We start from the raw sequence: 17,596 nt of genomic DNA on the forward strand, positions 1-17,596 counted from the left end.
AACTGCGGTAGCACTTAAACGCTTGACTTATAGATGGGGGCCTTGCGGCGGATTTCAAGCCTGCTCATCAATAGAAGGCGAAACGGGTGCGGGCGCCTTGCTCACCACCACCATCGCCGGACGCAACAAGCGACCGTTAAGCAGGTAGCCCTTCTGGAATACCTTCAATACGCTGTTGGGCTCCAGGTCGTGGCTTTCCTGCATCGCCATCGCCTGGTGGTGCTCTGCGTTGAACGGCTCACCGCCTAGTGGATTGATGGCTTCCAACTGATAACGCTTCAGGGTGTCCTGGAACATTTTCAGGGTCAGTTCGATCCCTTCGCGCATCGGGCGGATGTTTTCGTCATCCGGATTGGACAGTTCAAGGCCACGCTCCAGGCTGTCGATAATCGGCAGCAGGTCGTTGGCGAATTTTTCCAATGCGAATTTGTGAGCCTTTTCTACATCCTGCTCGGCACGGCGGCGGACGTTCTGCAGATCGGCGGCAACACGCAACGACTGATCCTGCGCTGCGGCCAGCTGCTCTTCGAGCACTTGCACACGAGTCCCCAGCTCATCACCGGCAGCCGAATTGGCGTCTGGCGTTTGCGTATCCTGCGTCTGTTCGTCAGCCATAGATTTCTCCTTTCAAAATCATGCGCGAACTCAACTCGCGCTTCTGTTCCGGTATATGGGGCCACAATTTTCAGGTTCAAGGGTGCAGGGGTTACCAAAAGTCTTTCGTATGTCTCGGATCATTTCCTGCCTGTACATGCCTTATTGAGCTAAAAAAAACCATTGATCAAGCAAATCGAGCTAAGCGCCAGGATTGTCAGCCTCAGATAAAACACTGTATAAATAACCAGACCTAAAGCCTGGGAGCGACTTTCATGCTCGTGCACCTGTCCGTACATAACTACGCCATCGTTGAACATCTGGATCTCGAACTGGATCGCGGCATGAGCGTAATCACAGGCGAGACCGGCGCCGGCAAGTCGATCATGCTCGACGCCCTGGGCCTGACGCTCGGGGACCGCGCCGACAGCGGAGTGGTACGCCCCGGCGCCGACAAGGCCGACATCCTGGCCACCTTCGACCTGGCGGATATTCCCGAGGCCGAGGCCTGGCTGGCCGAGCGCGACCTCAATAATGAAGGGCCGTGCATTCTGCGCCGGGTCATCACCGCCGAAGGACGCTCACGCGGCTACATCAACGGCACGCCCTGCCCCCTTGGCGACTTGAAAGCCCTGGGTGAACTGCTGATTGATATCCACAGCCAGCATGAGCACCAGTCCCTACTGAAAACCGACACCCATCGCCGCCTGCTCGACGAGTACGCCGGCGCCACCGACCTTGCTCGCCAGGTTCACCTGGCCGCCCACCGCTGGCGCCAGACACGCCAGGAACTGGAACGTCTTTCCAACTCCGGCGACGAGCAACGCGCTCGCCACCAATTGCTCAGCTATCAACTCGAAGAGCTTGAAAGCCTGGGCCTGGGCGAGACCGAACTGGAACAGCTTGAACAGGAACACAAAAACCTTACCAACGCCGAGACGCTGCTGGGTATCTGTCGCCAAGTGATCGAGCAATGCAGCGAAAGTGATTCCGGCAATGTGCTCAACGCACTGACGGCAAGCCTTAATCGCCTGTCCAGCGTGACTAACGCCTCCGGCTCACTGAGTGAGGCCACTACCCTGCTGACCAGCGCGCAGATCCAGGTAGAAGAGGCGGTAGGTGAGCTGAACCGCTTCCTGGATCATTTCGATGCCGACCCGGCGCGCCTGCAGGAAATAGAAGAGCGCCTGGACACTATCTACACCCTGGCGCGCAAACATCGCATCCAGCCAACCGAAGTGGCGGCGATGCAGCAAAAGCTGCTGGATGAAATCGAAACCTTGAACGCGAACGACGAGTCCATTGAGCGCCTCGGCGAAGAACTCGCCTCCTTCGCCCGCCATTATCAGGAAAAAGCTCGCGAGCTGAGCGACCTTCGCCAGCAAGCCGCCACCCGCCTGGCCGATGCCGTTGAGCAGGAAATCCAGCGGCTGGGCATGCCCGGTGGCCGCTTCACCATCCAGTTGCACGCCAATACCAGCCATGAACTGCAACCCCAAGGACTGGAACAGGTGGAGTTGCTGGTCAGCGCCAACCCGGGGCAACCGCTCAAGGCCCTGGCAAAAGTCGCCTCCGGCGGCGAGCTTTCACGGATCAGCCTGGCGATCCAGGTCATCACTGCGCAAACCTCGCGTGTACCGACCCTGGTATTCGATGAGGTGGACGTAGGCATTGGCGGGCCGACTGCCGAGATTGTTGGCCAGTTGTTGCGACGCCTGGGCGATCGTGGCCAGGTGCTTACGGTGACCCACTTGCCGCAAGTGGCGGCCCAAGGGCATCAGCACTTGTTCGTGCACAAGGTGCGAGGCAGCGAAGCGACGCGCACGGCCGTGTCCAAGCTGAACAAGTCGGAGCGCGTGGAGGAAGTGGCGCGGATGCTCGGCGGTATTGATTTGACCAAGGAGTCCCTGGCGCATGCGAAGAAGATGGTCGTAGCGGCGAAGGCTTGAAGCGAGCTTTTTCCTTCTTATATAAAGCACGAAGGCGACCCTAGGGTCGCCTTCAATCGTTTCGCAGAGCAAATCTGCGTCGATTTTTACTTTTTCTTACGGATGTACAGCACCAGATTATGGTCGACCAAATCGAAGCCATGCTCCTCAGCGATCTTATGCTGCAGCGCTTCGATCTCAGGGCTGGTGAACTCGATAACCTCATTGGTATCCAGGTCAACCATATGGTCGTGGTGCCCACCGTCGGCCAATTCAAACACTGCATGACCGCCGTCGAAATTATGACGAACCACCAGCTCTGCGGCTTCAAACTGGGTCAGGACACGGTAAACCGTGGCCAGGCCGACGTCTTCATTAGCCTCCATCAGCGCCTTGTAAACGTCCTCGGCACTCATGTGGCGCTGCTCAGCAGAATCGAGCATTTGTAGAATCTTGACTCGGGGCAGAGTCACTTTGAGACCGGCTTTGCGTAGTTCGCTATTTTCAACCATGGTTAGCTTTCTCGCGGATGCTGCTTCGCAGCTTCTCATAATACGGGTATGATCGGCGTTTACGTTGTCCCAGCCAAGATAGTGGAAGTCGCCCACCGATGCAAAACACCAAGCTCTTGCTAACCAGTTTCACCTTTGTGGGACTGCTCGCACTCGCCGGTTGTTCATTCCCCGGGGTTTACAAAATCGACATCCAGCAGGGCAATGTCGTCACGCAGGACATGATAGACCAGTTACGCCCGGGAATGACCCGACGGCAAGTAAGGTTTATCATGGGCAATCCCCTGCTGACCGACACTTTCCATGCCGATCGCTGGGATTACCTCTACAGCCTCCAGCCTGGCGGCGGTGAGCGCCAGCAGGAGCGCGTCAGTGTCATTTTCAATGGCAATGACCAGCTTGTCAGCCTTTCCGGCGACTTCATGCCTGGCGTAAGCCGCGATGAAGCGCTGTTGGGCAAGGACAGCGGTACCAGCGTGACCGCCCCTGCACAGGAAGCCGAGAAGCCGAAATCCGAGGTGCCGGCCAAGCCAGGCTCCTTGCTGGACCAGATCCAGAAGGACGTCGATGGCGTGGAAACCGTGCCAGTCCCGACGCCACAGCCTCTGGACACCAGCCCGCAGTAACAAAGCGACACTCAACAAAAAGCCCGGCATGCCGGGCTTTTTGTTGTCTGACGGTTTTATGAGCCTTGCGGCCTGTTCTTCGCCGCCCTGGCCGCACGCTGCCTGCGTACTTCCTTGGGATCTGCCAGCAACGGCCGGTAGATTTCAATTCGATCACCTGGCTGCACGACACGCACATCCGCGTCAGCAACCACCTTTCCGAAAATCCCCAACGGGCATTCAGCCAGCGCCAACTGCGCAAATTGCTCGGCGATCCCCGACATCCGCACCGCTGCCCTCAGGCTCGTGCCCGCCGGAACCTTCACCTGCAATAAAACCTGGCGATCAACAGCGGCATGCACCACTTCAATGTCAACCATGCAGTTGCTTGGCCCGCTGACAGAACGCGTCCACCAGCGTATTCGCCGCCTGATTGAACAAAGGCCCCAATGTCGCGCGAATAATCGGCCCTGCGTAATCGAACGACAGGTCCAGGCTGATCTTGCAGGCCTTGTCCGTCAGCGCCTTGAATACCCATACCCCATGCAACTGGGTGAACGGCCCTTCCTGCAGATTCATTTCGATGGATTGCCCAGGCACCAGCACATTGCGGGTAACAAAATGCTGGCTAAGCCCACCCTTGGCTACGCCGACGCTGGCAACCATGTATGCGTCACCGCTCTCCAAAACCTCGGCAGTGGAGCACCACGGCAGGAATTCCGGGTAACGCGCCACGTCGTTGACCAGGTCATAGAGCGCCTGTGCGGGATATGGCAGCAGGGCCGAACGTTGAATATGCGTCGTCATGTGAGTGTTATTTCCACAGCTGAGCGGGCAAACATCGCGAAACAACAGCCAGATCCGCGAGAGAAAAAAACCAAAGAACTGACCGCATTGTCCGGGATTCGTCCAACACGCTCAAGCACGCAGGTTGACCGTAGCCGACACGCTCGCAACTCCCTATAATGCCGCCCCTATGGCTAAACAAAAGAAACACCCCACAGGGACCATCGCGCAAAATAAAAAGGCGCGACACGATTACTTCATCGAACATCGGTTCGAGGCTGGTCTGGTCCTGGCCGGCTGGGAAGTAAAAAGTCTGCGTGCCAGCAAGCTGCAGCTGGTCGACAGCTATGTGCTGCTCAAGGATGGCGAGGCGTGGCTGCTTGGCAGTCATATCACCCCGCTGACCACCGCGAGCACGCACGTGATTGCCGACCCGGTGCGCACGCGCAAGCTGCTGCTCAATGCCCGCGAGCTGGAAAAACTCGCTGCGGCAGTGCAACAGAAAGGCTACGCCTGCATCTGCTTGTCCTGGTACTGGAGCAAGCACCTGGTCAAGTGCGAAATCGCGCTGGGCAAGGGCAAGAAGGAATACGACAAACGCGATACCGAACGCGAGCGCGACTCCAATCGCGAATTGCATCGCGCGGTGCGCAACAAGGGCAAGGAAGACTAAGCTTGTGACGATGCAGCTTCGGGCGACTCGCCCGAGGCTACATGCCCTTACGTCGCTGCGCCCGAGCTACGCGCTGAACCTCCTGACGAACCTCCTCCAGCACTTCCTGCACATACAGCAGGTGACGCGTTGAAATCTCCCGCGCCTGCTCGGCCCGCCCTTCAATAATTGCCAAGTACAGATCGCGATGCTGGCTGATCAGCATGTCGCGGGTCTCGGTGCGCTGTTGATACATGCCGCCAATGTTGGTCACCACGTTACGCTTGAGCAGATCGAATAGCCCGCGAATGGTGTGCAGCAGCACGGCGTTATGGCTGGCTTCGGCAATGGCCAGGTGAAACCGCGCATCGGCCGCCCCCTCCTCCACTCGACTCACCTCATCGGCCCGCGCATAGCAATCCTGCAAGGCCTCGAACGCCGCTGTCAGCCGCTCACGGTCCACTTCCGTTGCACGTAATGCCGCGTAATAAGCACAGGAAGCCTCAAGCGTCTGGCGAAACTCCAGAAGGTCCCGCTGCGCTTCAGGATTGTTTTCCAGCAGATGCAACAAAGGGTCGCTGAAGGTTGACCCCAGGGATTCCACCACATAGTTGCCGCCGCCCTGACGACTGACCAACAACCCTTTGGCCGCCAGCTTCTGAATCGCTTCTCGCAGCGACGGACGCGACACACCAAATCGTTCAGCCAATGCGCGCTCGGCCGGCAAGCGCTCGCCCGACTTCAGCGTGCCCTCAAGGATCATGCCCTCGAGCTGCTCGACAATATCGTCAGACAAACGGCGCTGACGCACCTGATCAAACCCCATAACCCGCTCTCCACCATCCCGACCACGCGCCGGGCTCTCTATTCTGGCCTATCGCCGCGCTCCCGGCACCTATCAGAACGCCTCGGATTATCCCGATCAGAACGCTGCACACCCACCCGTACGACCAAAGTTTCGTGGGCGGCAAATTGACACACCCCTGCCAAGCCTCTTAATCTAGCCCACAGTGACGGTAAATTGGTATTACCAATTATCCAAGACGTACAAACAACAACAATCAGGGGCCACCCCACATGCAAACCTGGCAACAGCTCTACAGCCCTCTCGGCAGTCTCGGTGTATCCGCACTGGCCGCCGTTATCCCCATTGTATTTTTCTTCCTGGCCCTGGCTGTATTCCGCCTCAAGGGGCACGTGGCCGGCAGCATCACCCTCGCGCTGTCGATCCTGGTGGCCATTTTCGCCTTCCAGATGCCGGTCGACATGGCCCTGGCCGCCGCCGGCTACGGCTTCGCCTATGGCTTGTGGCCGATTGCGTGGATCATCGTGGCGGCTGTATTTCTCTACAAGTTGACGGTCAAGAGTGGTCAGTTTGAGGTTATCCGCAGCTCGGTCCTGTCGATTACCGACGACCAGCGCTTGCAGGTATTGCTGATCGGCTTCTGCTTCGGCGCCTTCCTCGAAGGGGCGGCCGGTTTTGGTGCCCCCGTGGCAATCACCGCCGCGCTGCTGGTCGGCCTGGGTTTCAACCCGCTCTACGCCGCCGGCCTGTGCCTGATTGCCAACACCGCCCCGGTCGCCTTTGGTGCGCTGGGCATCCCGATCATCGTGGCGGGCCAGGTCACCGGCATCGACGCCTTCAAGATCGGCGCCATGACCGGGCGCCAACTGCCCCTGCTGTCACTGTTCGTGCCGTTCTGGCTGGTGTTCATGATGGACGGCCTGCGCGGTGTTCGCGAAACCTGGCCCGCAGCCCTGGTGGCCGGCCTGAGCTTTGCCGTCACTCAGTACTTCACCTCCAATTTCATCGGCCCGGAGCTGCCCGACATCACCTCGGCACTGGCCAGCCTGATCGCCCTGACCTTATTCCTCAAAGTCTGGCAACCCAAGCGCAGCGCCGGCGCGCAGATCGCCGGCGCCACCTCGAGCACGGCGGTTACCGCCAGCGCCGGCGGCTTCGGCTTGCCCCGCAACACCCTTGTTTCTCCGTACAGCCTGGGGCAGATTTTCAAGGCATGGTCGCCCTTCCTGATACTCACCGTGCTGGTCACCATCTGGACCCTCAAACCCTTCAAGGCGATGTTTGCCGCCGGCGGCTCGATGTACAGCTGGGTGTTCAACTTTGCGATTCCGCATCTGGACCAACTGGTGATCAAAGTCGCCCCAATCGTCATCAACCCCACCGCCATACCGGCGGTATTCAAGCTGGACCCGATTTCAGCAACCGGCACCGCGATTTTCTTCTCTGCGCTGATCTCGATGGCCGTACTGAAAATAGACATTAAAACTGGTCTTACCACTTTAAAAGAAACCTTTTATGAGCTGCGCTGGCCGATCCTGTCCATTGGCATGGTGTTGGCCTTCGCCTTTGTTACCAACTATTCGGGCATGTCCTCGACCATGGCCCTGGTCCTGGCGGGCACCGGCGCGGCCTTCCCGTTTTTCTCACCGTTCCTCGGCTGGCTTGGTGTGTTCCTGACAGGCTCGGACACGTCGTCCAATGCACTGTTCAGCTCGTTGCAAGCCACCACCGCCCACCAGATCGGCGTCAACGACACCTTGCTGGTGGCGGCGAATACCAGTGGCGGCGTGACCGGCAAAATGATTTCGCCGCAATCCATCGCCGTGGCCTGTGCGGCGACCGGCCTGGTGGGCAAGGAATCCGACCTGTTCCGCTTCACCCTTAAACACAGCCTGTTCTTTGCCACGATCGTCGGGCTGATCACCTTGGCACAGGCGTATTGGTTCACCGGTATGCTGGTGCACTGAGACCTGCACGCAATAGGGTAAGAATCGACGCCGGACAACGGTTCCGGCGTCAGCTATTTCTGGAGGACCGATGAGCCTGCCTGCCGCATTCCTGAGCGACGTCGCACAACTGATCCCGAAGGATCGTCGTTTTGACGATCCACTTTCCACCCTCGCCTTCGGCACCGACGCCAGCTTTTACCGATTGATCCCACAGCTGGTGATACGCGTCGAGTCGGAAGACGAAGTCGTCACGCTGCTGCAACTGGCCCAGCGCGACCGCGTCGCCGTGACCTTCCGCGCAGCGGGCACCAGCTTGTCCGGCCAGGCCATCAGCGATTCGGTGCTGATCGTGCTGGGCGATCAGTGGAATGGTCGCGAAATTCGCGCGCAAGGCCTGCAGATCCGCCTGCAGCCCGGCGTCATCGGCGCTCAGGCCAACGCCTGGCTGGCGCCATTCGGGCGCAAGATCGGGCCGGACCCGGCATCGATCAACGCCTGCAAGATCGGCGGCATCGTCGCCAACAACGCCAGTGGCATGTGCTGCGGTACGGCGCAAAATACCTACCACACCTTGGCAGGCATTCGTCTGGTCCTGGCCGATGGCAGCCGCCTGGACACCGAAGATCCCGCCAGCGTCCAGGCCTTCCGCCACACCCATGGCGCACTGCTTGAACGCCTGGCCACACTGGGCCGCGAGACGCGGGCAAACGCCGAACTGGCGGCAAAAATCCGCCACAAATACCGTCTGAAAAATACCACCGGCCTGTCGCTGAATGCTCTGGTGGATTTTGATGACCCGCTGGATATCCTCAGCCATTTACTGGTGGGGTCCGAGGGCACCCTGGGGTTTATCAGCGCCGTGACCTACGACACGGTGATCGATCACCCGCACAAGGCCTCGGCACTCATCGTATTCCCGGATGTGGAGACCTGCTGCAACGCGGTCACCGTGCTGAAGACTCAGCCAGTCTCGGCAGTTGAGCTGCTGGACCGGCGCAGCCTGCGCTCGGTACAGAACAAACCGGGTATGCCAGCGTTCGTACAGCAACTATCGGACAATGCCTGCGCGCTGCTGATCGAATCCCGCGCCGCCACTTCCTCGTTACTGCATGAACAATTGGCGCTGATCATGGCCTCACTCGTCTCTTTTCCGGTGGAGAAGCAGGTCGACTTCACCGAAGACCCACTGGAAAACGCCCGGCTCTGGGCGATTCGCAAGGACACCTTCCCCGCCGTGGGCGCCGTACGCAAAACCGGCACTACCGTGATCATCGAAGACGTTACCTTTCCGGTCGAACAACTGGCGCTTGGCGTCAACCGCTTGATCGAACTGTTCGACAAACACCACTACGACGAAGCCATCCTTTTCGGACATGCCCTGGAAGGCAATCTGCACTTTGTCTTCACTCAAGGCTTCAACAGCGCGGAAGAAATCGCACGCTATCAGGCGTTCATGGACGACGTTGCACACCTGGTCGCGGTTGAATTCGGTGGATCGTTGAAAGCCGAACACGGCACCGGTCGCAATATGGCGCCGTTTGTCGAACTGGAATGGGGCAGCGATGCCTATCAACTGATGTGGCAGCTCAAGCGCCTGCTCGACCCTAACGGCATCCTCAACCCGGACGTGGTGCTCAGCGAAGATCCGCAGATTCACCTCAAACACCTCAAACCCCTGCCCGCCGCCGACGAGCTTGTGGATAAGTGCATCGAATGCGGGTTCTGCGAGCCGGTGTGCCCGTCGAAAGGCCTGACCTTAAGCCCACGTCAGCGCATTGTGATCTGGCGCGACATCCAGGCCAAGCAGCGCGCCGGCGTCGACACCACCGAATTGGAAGCGGCCTACCACTACCAAGGCATCGATACCTGCGCCGCGACCGGGCTCTGCGCCCAACGCTGCCCTGTAGGCATCAATACCGGCGACCTGGTGAAAAAGCTGCGCAGCCGTGACGCCGACCGTACGAAAACCGCCGAATGGCTCGCCAACCATTTCGCCACCGCGCTGCAAGGTGCGCGTTTTACCCTGCATGTCGCCAACGGCGCGCGCATGCTGCTGGGTGCCCCGCGCCTGGCAAAGTTATCAGCCACCGTGACCCGGCTGTCCAAGGGGCAAGTCCCGCAGTGGACCAACGCCATGCCACAACCGGAAAAAGCCATTCGCTTCAGCCCGGCCGCCACCGACGAGCGGCCACGGGTGGTCTACCTGGCGGCGTGCGTCTCACGCGCCATGGGCCCGGCGGCGGGTGATAAAGAGCAAATGTCGCTGTACGACAAAACCCGTGGCCTGCTGGAAAAAGCCGGTTACCAGGTTGTCTTCCCCGACCACCAGGACAACCTGTGCTGCGGCCAACCCTTCGCCTCCAAAGGCTATGCCGAACAGGCCGAACACAAGCGCCAGGAACTGATCGGCGCCCTGCTCCACGCCAGCCGTGGCGGCCTCGACCCGATCTATTGCGACACCAGCCCGTGCACCCTGCGCCTGACGCAAGACCTGGGCGAGACACGCCTGGACCTCTACGACCCAGTACGTTTCATCCGCACGCACCTCATGGACCGCCTCGACTTCACGCCGCAGGAAGCGCCCATTGCCGTCCACGTCACCTGCAGCACCCAGCACCTCGGCGAAAGCCAGGCGCTGATCGACCTCGCCCGACGCTGCGCCAAGACCGTCGTCATCCCCGAAGGCATTCACTGCTGCGGCTTTGCCGGCGACAAAGGCTTCACCACCCCGGAACTCAACGCCCACTCACTGCGCACCCTCAAGGACGCGGTGCAACACTGCAGCGAAGGCATCTCCACCAGCCGCACCTGCGAGATCGGCCTGAGCAAGCACGGCGGCATCGATTATCACGGGCTGGTGTACCTCGTGGACCGCGTCACCCAGGCCCGCGCCCATTAAGCCCGCAAAATAAAACAGAACCCCTGCGCGCCGGTGTAGTCATCTGCATAGGCCTCGACAAACGAGGCTCACAGTGATGTCGCTGGCAGCCCCTCAACGCCAGCAGCGTCGAGCCCTTTTGCGCAAGGAGATACCCTATGAAGCGTTCCGCTCTTGCTGGCTTGTTCATTACCGCTGCGATGCTGGCGTCCCCCGCTTTCGCGGCCGGTGATAAAGACCTGTGCCAGATCAACCTGGACAAAATCAACAACGGTAAAGCCCTGCTGTCCACCGACACCAGTGGCAAAAGCGGCGAAATCGACACCGCCGTCGCCCAAGCCAAGGCCGCTCATGCGGCAGGTGATGACAAGAAGTGCATCGAAATCACCTCCAAGGCCCTGCAAGACCTGCAGAACAGCGAAAAAGGCGGTCAGTAAGCGATAGGGCCGACCTTCGGGTTGGCCTTTCGTGAAGGTTTGGCGTACACTGCACAAGCTTGTCACTCACTAGAAACAACGAGTTACAAGCACGGGGCCGTTTAGGATTCGACGCCGGTCGCGAAACTTTAGGTGCATGCCGAGTTGGTAACAGAACTCGTAAATCCACTGTTGCAACTTCTTATAGTTGCCAATGACGAAAACTACGGCCAGGAATTCGCTCTCGCTGCGTAAGCAGCCTTAGCCCTGAGCTTCTGGTACCTTCGGGTCCAGCAATCACCAGGGGATGTCTGTAAACCCAAAGTGATTGTCATATAGAACAGAATCGCCGTGCAGTACGTTGTGGACGAAGCGGCTAAAACTTACACAACTCGCCCAAAGCACCCTGCCCTTCGGGTCGCTGAGGGTTAACTTAATAGAAACGGCTACGCATGTAGTACCGACAGCGGAGTACTGGCGGACGGGGGTTCAAATCCCCCCGGCTCCACCATTTAGTCTTCCCAGGAAGACCCAAAAAAGCCGTAAAGCCTAGAGAAATCAAAGCTATACGGCTTTTTTCTTGCCCGCGTTTTCCCACCTAATCCCAGGGCATCCCACAGTTGACGGGGGCATATATGGGGGCATAAAACGCTCATCAGCTCGCTCGGAGAGGATGTGCCCCCAATGCCCCTGAAAGACACCAACTGCCGCAACGCCAAGCCCCAGGACAAGCCATACCGCCTTTACGACGAACAAGGTTTGTACCTGGAAGTACAGCTCAATGGAGGCCGTTACTGGCGCTTGAAGTACCGCTTTCTGGGAAAGGAAAAACGCCTGGCTCTTGGTGTTTACCCAGAGGTCGGCTTGCAGGAGGCCCGTCGCAAACGTGATGACGCTCGTGTTCAGCTTGCCGGCGGACAAGACCCTTCGTTGCAAAGACGCATGGCCAAGGTGGTCAGCCAGCTCGATCACCAACACACCTTTGAATCGGTCGCTAAGCAATGGCTCACCATTCGCGAATCATCCTGGGATCCGGAGTACACCCGCACGGTGCGGCAGCGCCTTGAGCTCAATGCCTTCCCCTGGCTGGGAAAACTCCCGATCAGCAGCATTAGCACGCCCATGCTGGTCGAAAACCTGCAGCGCATCATCAAGCGCGGTGCTCGCGAGACGGCACGTCGTGTAGCTCAAATCTACAAACAGATTTTTGAGTTCGCCGAAGCTGCCGGTATCACCCCACCCAACCAGATTGGGAATCTCTCTCGTACGCTCCCAGCCAAGCGGGTGAAACACTTTGCTGCCGTGACCGATCCTGAAAAACTCGGCGCACTGCTTAAAGCACTGAATAGCTATAGCGGAACGATGCCTGTTTGTTGTGCACTCAAACTGGCCCCGTTGCTGTTCTGCAGGCCCGGTGACCTGCGCCACATGGAGTGGTCGGAGGTCAATCTGGATGCGGGCGAGTGGTTGATTCCCGGCCACAAGATGAAAGGGCTCACTGCCACCAAACAGGATCGGCCGGATCATTTGGTTCCTCTCAGCCAACAAGCAGTAGCGGTTCTGCACGAGCTGAAACCACTCACCGGCAGACATCGGTACGCCTTCCCCTCGGCACGAGGAGGCGACCGGCCGATGTCCAACAATGCCGTACTCAGTGCGTTACGCCGCATGGACATCAGCGGCGACGAAATGACTGGGCACGGCTTTCGTGCGACAGCGAGAACCATAGGTGCAGAGGTGCTGGGATTTCGCCCCGATCTTCTGGAGCATCAGCTTGCTCACACGGTAAAAAATCCACTGGGCCGTGCATATGACCGAACATCATTTCTGCCAGAGCGCCGCGACATGATGCAGCGCTGGTCAGATTACCTAGATGCAATCAAGTCCTGAGCTCATTGCTTGGGCTTGCAATACCGGTCCCCGCTTGGTAAAAATCAGGCGTACCTCGGACGTTCATAGGACTCCTTGGGATCGTCGCGCTGCCCCGGTTACGGCGTTAAGAATTTGAAGTCCATCTGCTGTTAGCAAATGGATTTTCTGGCTAACTCATCGGGGTATCGCCAGCATCTCGCAGGGCCTTCTGCACCTGCTCGCCTGCAGCAATAATGCTGCTAAGAAACCTACGGAGTCCTATTCCGTACCAGCAGGGTCTTTCCTCTCCCCCAACGCCAAAGACACAGCTTCAGCTGTCATCCGCACAGCTGTCGCCGGCAATAACTCTCGGAGACCCGTAACACGGGTCACAACAAACGCCCCTGCTTTGCAGTAGGAAAACCCGAGCGCCACTCCCAACACATATGCGTATCGCAGCACTTGAGGACTGCTGCAACGCCACCGTCTGAGCACCAATCAAATGTCAGCACGAACTATTGAACCCAGCCCGGAGGAACCGCGCTTCCTTCGCCTGCCCGAGGTTGAGCTAGCGGTCGGTAAAAAGCGATCCACGATCTATCGCGATATAGCAGCGGGAAAATTCCCTGCTCCATATGATCTAGGCAGCAGCAGATCGGTTGGCTGGCTCAGCACGGAGATATCTGCCTGGATCCTGAGCCGGCCGCGTGTACAGCTGGGTGGAGGGCATAACAATGGCTAATCCCCCCGCCCTGCGCGCGCAGACCCAGTGGTTTCATGTCTTTAGGGCTATGATCGATCAGGGTGATGTCGCCCGAATAGGGCCGCACGCATTCACGGTTTATGCCGTCATCAAGGCACACGCCAATTTCGACGATGGCTTATCGAAGCCAGGCATCCAGCGGATTTCCGAACAGTCGGGAGTCAGTCAGGCACAGGTCAAACGGGCACTAGGGATTCTCGAAGGGGCTGGCCTTATCGCAAAGAAAAAGTGCGGTCGAGCCAATCAATACAACCTACGTGAAAAGGTTCAGCTCCTCGAAAACGGCCAACCTCATACCGTCGCAACCTGGGATTACGTGCCAAGCCGCGCCCAGCACACCGTTTCTGAGCTCAAAAAAGCCATGACCGCTGGCGATCTTGTAAGTACACAGATACTGAATATCGAGCGCCTGAATATACAAATCAACCTGGCTGGTGGTAACGCCCAAGTCGATAGCTCATCACTACAAATTGACCTCGATCGTTTGCCTCCTGGTATCCGTGAAACCCTGCGCAGGCACCTCAAAAACTCGCAATGAAGTTATGCACAGCTCAGAGTGATACATATCCGCCTGAGCTGTGATTGATCACGAATTAGCTCACCTAGAGCTACATAGTGCTGGAATCCAGCTCAGGCTGAGCCGCTAAAAAGAAAGAGAAAATAAAAAAGAGAAGCTCTGGAGGCGACACAGCCTCCTGAGCGAACGCGCCGAAGCCTTATTGGATTACGAACAGCTACCGTAAACTCGATTCGACGAATCCCGCCAGTTCTGCCATCTGAGGCTTTTTAGCATTACAGAAGCGCCTTCCTTTATCATCCCAGCATCGTGCAGTGATTGATTCACCGCTCACAGGCTCAGGACGCCCGGCTGTCGCATCCAGTGGCATCCGGCATAGACCGATGCGGCTGAGCAGGGCTGAGTCGACGCCAAGCCAAGCCGACAGAGCGGCATGTGCCGACCTGAATGTAGCCATCACCCCAAATTTTAGCGCTAAACTCGCCGCCTTCGCGCATCAGCGATCTAGACAGTGGTAAACCATGAATGCAGTAGAAATTGAGTCCGCCATATCGGATCTGGCCCTAGAGCCCTTTGACGCAGCGGAGTTTCCGCTCACCTTCTTGGCTGCATTTGGCAGAAAGGATGCGGAAATCAAGCGCCTGCGCGCCGGCAACAACAACGCATCGGACGTACCCGGCGGCGTACTACTGCGCAATAACATTCATATCGCCGCATGCGAGCCCGGCACCGTGGGCGAAACGCTCAAGGCTTTGCGTACCAGCCCGGCTACCACTAAAGCTAAAGCCAAGTTCGTCTTCGCTACCGACGGGCAAACCGTAGAGGCTGAGGAGCTGATCACAGGTGAAACCATCACCTGCGATTATTCAGACCTTCCCAATCACTTTGGTTTCTTGCTGCCGTTAGCCGGCATCTCCACCATCAAGGAGATCAAGGACAACCCCATCGACGTGCGCGCCACCAGCCGCCTGAACAAGCTGTACGTCGAACTGCTGAACGAGAACCCGGACTGGGCCAAGGCCGAGCGTCGCGCCGACATGAACCACTTTATGGCGCGTCTGGTGTTCTGCTTCTTTGCCGAAGACACCGACATCTTCAATGGCGATGGCCTGTTTACCAAGACGGTTGAGCAGTACAGCGAACGCGATGGTTCCAACACCGATCAGGTGCTGTCGGAAATCTTCCGAGCCATGAACATCAAGCTAGCTGAGCGCACGACCGTTCAACCGCGCTTACCAAATTGGGCCAACACCTTCCCCTATGTAAATGGCGGCTTGTTCTCTGGCAGCACCGAAGTGCCGCGCTTTACGCGGATTGCACGTACCTACCTGCTGCACGCGGGCAGGCTGAACTGGAAAAAAATCAACCCAGACATTTTTGGCAGCATGATCCAGGCCGTGGCCGACGAGGAGGAGCGCGGCGCGCTGGGCATGCACTACACCAGCGTACCCAATATCCTCAAGGTGTTGAACCCACTGTTTTTGGATGATCTACGGGCACAACTGGACGCTGCAGGTGATAACAAAACCAAGTTGCTCAATTTGCGCAAGCGTATGGCACGCATCCGCGTATTTGACCCCGCCTGCGGCTCCGGCAACTTCCTGGTTATCGCCTACAAGCAGATGCGCGAGATCGAGGCGGAGATCAATCGTCGCCGAGGCGAGGCCAACAACAAATCGGAAGTCCCTCTGACAAATTTCCGCGGCATCGAGTTGCGAGACTTTCCGGCAGAAATTGCCCGTCTCGCGTTGATCATTGCAGAGTTTCAGTGCGACGTGCTGTATCGCGGTCAGCAGGACGCATTGGCCGAATTTCTACCGCTGAACGCGCAGAACTGGATTGTTTGCGGCAATGCGCTACGCCTAGATTGGTTGAGCCTGATGGATGCTCACCGCACTGGTGTGAAGCTAGTGGCGGACGACTTATTTGATACACCACTGGATCAAACTGAAATAGATTTCGAAAATGAAGGTGGTGAGATTTATCTTTGTGCAAATCCCCCATACCAAGGGAGCGTAAATCAGACAGCAGAGCAAAAAGAGGATATGGCCCGTATATTTTCGCCCGTCCTCAAGAGCTACAAGGATTTAGACTATGTTGCCGCCTTCGTTCTTAAAGCAGCGCAGTTCAACAGGCTTACAAATTCTTCAAGTGCGTTTGTTACAACCAACTCTGTTACGCAAGGCGAGCAGGTCGGCATGTTGTGGCCACTAGTTTTCAAAGAGGGGAACTTTATATTTTTCGCACACACTTCCTTTCTTTGGAGCAATCTCGCAAGCAATAAAGCTGCGGTTACCTGTGTAATTCTTGGGCTTTCCTCGCGACCAATGGGCGAGAAAAAACTCTTTGATGAGGAAACCGTACGGAGCGTGCCAAATATCAGCCCTTATCTTGTTCCCACTGATACGGTGATCGTGGCGAAGAGGTCACGCGCACTCTCAGAGATCGGACACATGCAGTCCGGGAATAAGCCGACTGATGGCGGAGCCTTGGTCCTCTCCACAGAGGAAAAGGACCAAATACTGGCAAGGAATCCAGAGGCAGCCCACTTCATCAAGCACTACGTCGGCTCGCGAGAGCTAATCAATGGGGGCAGTCGTTGGTGTATTTGGGTGGAAGACGCTGAACTACCAGAAGCCAGCAAAATTCAGGAATTTCGAACTCGCTTTGAAAGGGTGCGGCAACAGCGACTCAGTAGTGATGGCGTGCAAGCTAACGACAACGCCAATACACCGCATCGTTTCGTATTTGCGCCCCACAGTAGCCACCGAGCAGTTGCAGTCCCGAACGCCTCTTCAGAGCGTAGGCCATATTTGCCTTGCGAGATCACGGACTACTCCACAGTGGTCTCAAACCTAGCATCTGTGATCTATAGCGCCCCCATTTGGAGCATCGCGCTAATTGCATCGCGACTTCACCTAGTCTGGGTGGGGACAGTCTGCGGCAAGCTTAAAACAGACTTTCGATACTCGAACACCCTTGGCTGGAACACCTTTCCCGTCCCCCTGCTCACCGAACAGAACAAGACTGACCTGACTCGCTGTGCCGAGGATATTCTGCTTGCCCGCGAAGCCCACTTCCCCGCCACTATCGCCGACCTGTACGACCCGGACACCATGCCGGAAAACCTGCGTCGCGCCCATGAGCGCAACGATGAAGTGCTGGAGCGTATCTATATCGGTCGCCGCTTTAGAAACGACACCGAACGACTGGAAAAGCTGTTTGACCTATACACCAAGATGACAGTGGAAACAGCAAAGGTCGCGCCGAAGAAATCACGGGGAAAAAAGGCATGAGCAACACCCCTGCTAGCCTGACTACACCACTCGAAGGCTATCGC

The 17,596-nt window shown here is 57.7% G+C and carries 15 protein-coding genes and 1 other RNA gene; 11 read left to right on the forward strand and 5 right to left on the reverse strand.

The window, feature by feature from the left end:
• Window positions 1-54: 54 nt before the first annotated feature.
• A complete protein-coding gene (gene grpE / locus PspCFBP13528_RS14095; RefSeq protein ID WP_065952172.1) occupies window positions 55-615 on the reverse strand; it encodes a nucleotide exchange factor GrpE in 561 nt (186 codons plus the stop codon).
• A gap of 254 nt (window positions 616-869) precedes the next feature.
• Here grpE and recN point away from each other — a divergent pair, with 254 nt between their 5' ends.
• The gene (gene recN / locus PspCFBP13528_RS14100) at window positions 870-2,543 is read left to right on the forward strand and encodes a DNA repair protein RecN (RefSeq protein ID WP_065952171.1); all 1,674 of its coding nucleotides are present in this window, start codon (window positions 870-872) and stop codon (window positions 2,541-2,543) included.
• An 86-nt stretch (window positions 2,544-2,629) separates the two neighbouring features.
• On the opposite strand, the gene fur is transcribed toward recN, so the two are convergent.
• On the reverse strand, window positions 2,630-3,034 hold the full coding sequence (fur, locus tag PspCFBP13528_RS14105; protein WP_065952170.1) for a ferric iron uptake transcriptional regulator: 405 nt from the start codon (window positions 3,032-3,034) through the stop codon (window positions 2,630-2,632).
• A 98-nt stretch (window positions 3,035-3,132) separates the two neighbouring features.
• Here fur and PspCFBP13528_RS14110 point away from each other — a divergent pair, with 98 nt between their 5' ends.
• Window positions 3,133-3,660 (forward strand): outer membrane protein assembly factor BamE, encoded by a 528-nt coding sequence (locus tag PspCFBP13528_RS14110; protein ID WP_057725005.1) that lies wholly within the window; start codon window positions 3,133-3,135, stop codon window positions 3,658-3,660.
• A 56-nt stretch (window positions 3,661-3,716) separates the two neighbouring features.
• Here PspCFBP13528_RS14110 and PspCFBP13528_RS14115 read toward each other — a convergent pair whose 3' ends face one another.
• Both PspCFBP13528_RS14115 and PspCFBP13528_RS14120 read right to left on the reverse strand, forming a co-directional pair.
• Window positions 3,717-4,019 carry an RnfH family protein gene (locus PspCFBP13528_RS14115; protein ID WP_065952169.1) on the reverse strand — a complete coding sequence of 101 codons (303 nt, stop codon included), beginning with the start codon at window positions 4,017-4,019 and terminating at the stop codon, window positions 3,717-3,719.
• Window positions 4,012-4,446 carry a type II toxin-antitoxin system RatA family toxin gene (locus tag PspCFBP13528_RS14120; protein WP_065952168.1) on the reverse strand — a complete coding sequence of 145 codons (435 nt, stop codon included), beginning with the start codon at window positions 4,444-4,446 and terminating at the stop codon, window positions 4,012-4,014. The genes PspCFBP13528_RS14115 and PspCFBP13528_RS14120 overlap by 8 nt, the downstream gene beginning before the upstream one ends.
• A 169-nt stretch (window positions 4,447-4,615) precedes the next feature.
• Between PspCFBP13528_RS14120 and smpB the strand changes: the two genes are divergently transcribed.
• Window positions 4,616-5,098 carry an SsrA-binding protein SmpB gene (smpB, locus tag PspCFBP13528_RS14125; protein ID WP_003235073.1) on the forward strand — a complete coding sequence of 161 codons (483 nt, stop codon included), beginning with the start codon at window positions 4,616-4,618 and terminating at the stop codon, window positions 5,096-5,098.
• A 37-nt stretch (window positions 5,099-5,135) separates the two neighbouring features.
• Here smpB and PspCFBP13528_RS14130 read toward each other — a convergent pair whose 3' ends face one another.
• Window positions 5,136-5,903, reverse strand: a complete 768-nt coding sequence (locus tag PspCFBP13528_RS14130) for an FCD domain-containing protein (RefSeq protein WP_101219542.1) — start codon at window positions 5,901-5,903, stop codon at window positions 5,136-5,138.
• Between the two features lie 251 nt (window positions 5,904-6,154).
• On the opposite strand from PspCFBP13528_RS14130, the gene PspCFBP13528_RS14135 reads away from it, so the two are divergent.
• The 8 genes from PspCFBP13528_RS14135 (at window position 6,155) to PspCFBP13528_RS14170 (ending at window position 17,552) form a co-directional block, all read left to right on the forward strand.
• Window positions 6,155-7,849 carry a lactate permease LctP family transporter gene (locus PspCFBP13528_RS14135; RefSeq protein WP_065952166.1) on the forward strand — a complete coding sequence of 565 codons (1,695 nt, stop codon included), beginning with the start codon at window positions 6,155-6,157 and terminating at the stop codon, window positions 7,847-7,849.
• 70 nt (window positions 7,850-7,919) lie between these two features.
• Window positions 7,920-10,730: an FAD-binding and (Fe-S)-binding domain-containing protein gene (locus tag PspCFBP13528_RS14140; RefSeq protein ID WP_137200428.1), complete on the forward strand. Its 2,811-nt coding sequence runs from the start codon at window positions 7,920-7,922 to the stop codon at window positions 10,728-10,730.
• Window positions 10,731-10,867: 137 nt separating this feature from the next.
• The gene (locus PspCFBP13528_RS14145; protein WP_065883919.1) at window positions 10,868-11,146 is read left to right on the forward strand and encodes a hypothetical protein; all 279 of its coding nucleotides are present in this window, start codon (window positions 10,868-10,870) and stop codon (window positions 11,144-11,146) included.
• Window positions 11,147-11,239: 93 nt separating this feature from the next.
• Window positions 11,240-11,636, forward strand: a transfer-messenger RNA (tmRNA) gene (gene ssrA, locus PspCFBP13528_RS14150).
• Window positions 11,637-11,809: 173 nt separating this feature from the next.
• A complete protein-coding gene (locus PspCFBP13528_RS14155) occupies window positions 11,810-13,015 on the forward strand; it encodes an integrase arm-type DNA-binding domain-containing protein (RefSeq protein ID WP_137200429.1) in 1,206 nt (401 codons plus the stop codon).
• Between the two features lie 463 nt (window positions 13,016-13,478).
• Window positions 13,479-13,718, forward strand: coding sequence for an AlpA family phage regulatory protein (locus tag PspCFBP13528_RS14160; protein ID WP_137200430.1), 240 nt, complete (start codon window positions 13,479-13,481; stop codon window positions 13,716-13,718).
• Entirely contained in the window at window positions 13,711-14,277 is a 567-nt protein-coding gene (locus tag PspCFBP13528_RS14165) for a helix-turn-helix domain-containing protein (RefSeq protein WP_241669088.1), read from the forward strand. The genes PspCFBP13528_RS14160 and PspCFBP13528_RS14165 overlap by 8 nt, the downstream gene beginning before the upstream one ends.
• 500 nt (window positions 14,278-14,777) lie before the next feature.
• Window positions 14,778-17,552: a DNA methyltransferase gene (locus PspCFBP13528_RS14170; protein WP_137200431.1), complete on the forward strand. Its 2,775-nt coding sequence runs from the start codon at window positions 14,778-14,780 to the stop codon at window positions 17,550-17,552.
• Window positions 17,553-17,596: the final 44 nt, after the last annotated feature.

It is taken from the genome of Pseudomonas sp. CFBP13528 (assembly GCF_005233615.1).
GTDB lineage: Bacteria > Pseudomonadota > Gammaproteobacteria > Pseudomonadales > Pseudomonadaceae > Aquipseudomonas > Aquipseudomonas fluorescens_AM.

Excerpts from the sequence above, each read along its gene's own strand:
- grpE (WP_065952172.1), bottom strand. The coding sequence starts at position 615 with ATGGCTGACGAACAGACGCAGGATACGCAAACGCCAGACGCCAATTCG.
- recN (WP_065952171.1), top strand. The coding sequence starts at position 870 with ATGCTCGTGCACCTGTCCGTACATAACTACGCCATCGTTGAACATCTG.
- fur (WP_065952170.1), bottom strand. The coding sequence starts at position 3,034 with ATGGTTGAAAATAGCGAACTACGCAAAGCCGGTCTCAAAGTGACTCTG.
- PspCFBP13528_RS14110 (WP_057725005.1), top strand. The coding sequence starts at position 3,133 with ATGCAAAACACCAAGCTCTTGCTAACCAGTTTCACCTTTGTGGGACTG.
- PspCFBP13528_RS14115 (WP_065952169.1), bottom strand. The coding sequence starts at position 4,019 with ATGGTTGACATTGAAGTGGTGCATGCCGCTGTTGATCGCCAGGTTTTA.
- PspCFBP13528_RS14120 (WP_065952168.1), bottom strand. The coding sequence starts at position 4,446 with ATGACGACGCATATTCAACGTTCGGCCCTGCTGCCATATCCCGCACAG.
- smpB (WP_003235073.1), top strand. The coding sequence starts at position 4,616 with ATGGCTAAACAAAAGAAACACCCCACAGGGACCATCGCGCAAAATAAA.
- PspCFBP13528_RS14130 (WP_101219542.1), bottom strand. The coding sequence starts at position 5,903 with ATGGGGTTTGATCAGGTGCGTCAGCGCCGTTTGTCTGACGATATTGTC.
- PspCFBP13528_RS14135 (WP_065952166.1), top strand. The coding sequence starts at position 6,155 with ATGCAAACCTGGCAACAGCTCTACAGCCCTCTCGGCAGTCTCGGTGTA.
- PspCFBP13528_RS14140 (WP_137200428.1), top strand. The coding sequence starts at position 7,920 with ATGAGCCTGCCTGCCGCATTCCTGAGCGACGTCGCACAACTGATCCCG.
- PspCFBP13528_RS14145 (WP_065883919.1), top strand. The coding sequence starts at position 10,868 with ATGAAGCGTTCCGCTCTTGCTGGCTTGTTCATTACCGCTGCGATGCTG.
- PspCFBP13528_RS14155 (WP_137200429.1), top strand. The coding sequence starts at position 11,810 with ATGCCCCTGAAAGACACCAACTGCCGCAACGCCAAGCCCCAGGACAAG.
- PspCFBP13528_RS14160 (WP_137200430.1), top strand. The coding sequence starts at position 13,479 with ATGTCAGCACGAACTATTGAACCCAGCCCGGAGGAACCGCGCTTCCTT.
- PspCFBP13528_RS14165 (WP_241669088.1), top strand. The coding sequence starts at position 13,711 with ATGGCTAATCCCCCCGCCCTGCGCGCGCAGACCCAGTGGTTTCATGTC.
- PspCFBP13528_RS14170 (WP_137200431.1), top strand. The coding sequence starts at position 14,778 with ATGAATGCAGTAGAAATTGAGTCCGCCATATCGGATCTGGCCCTAGAG.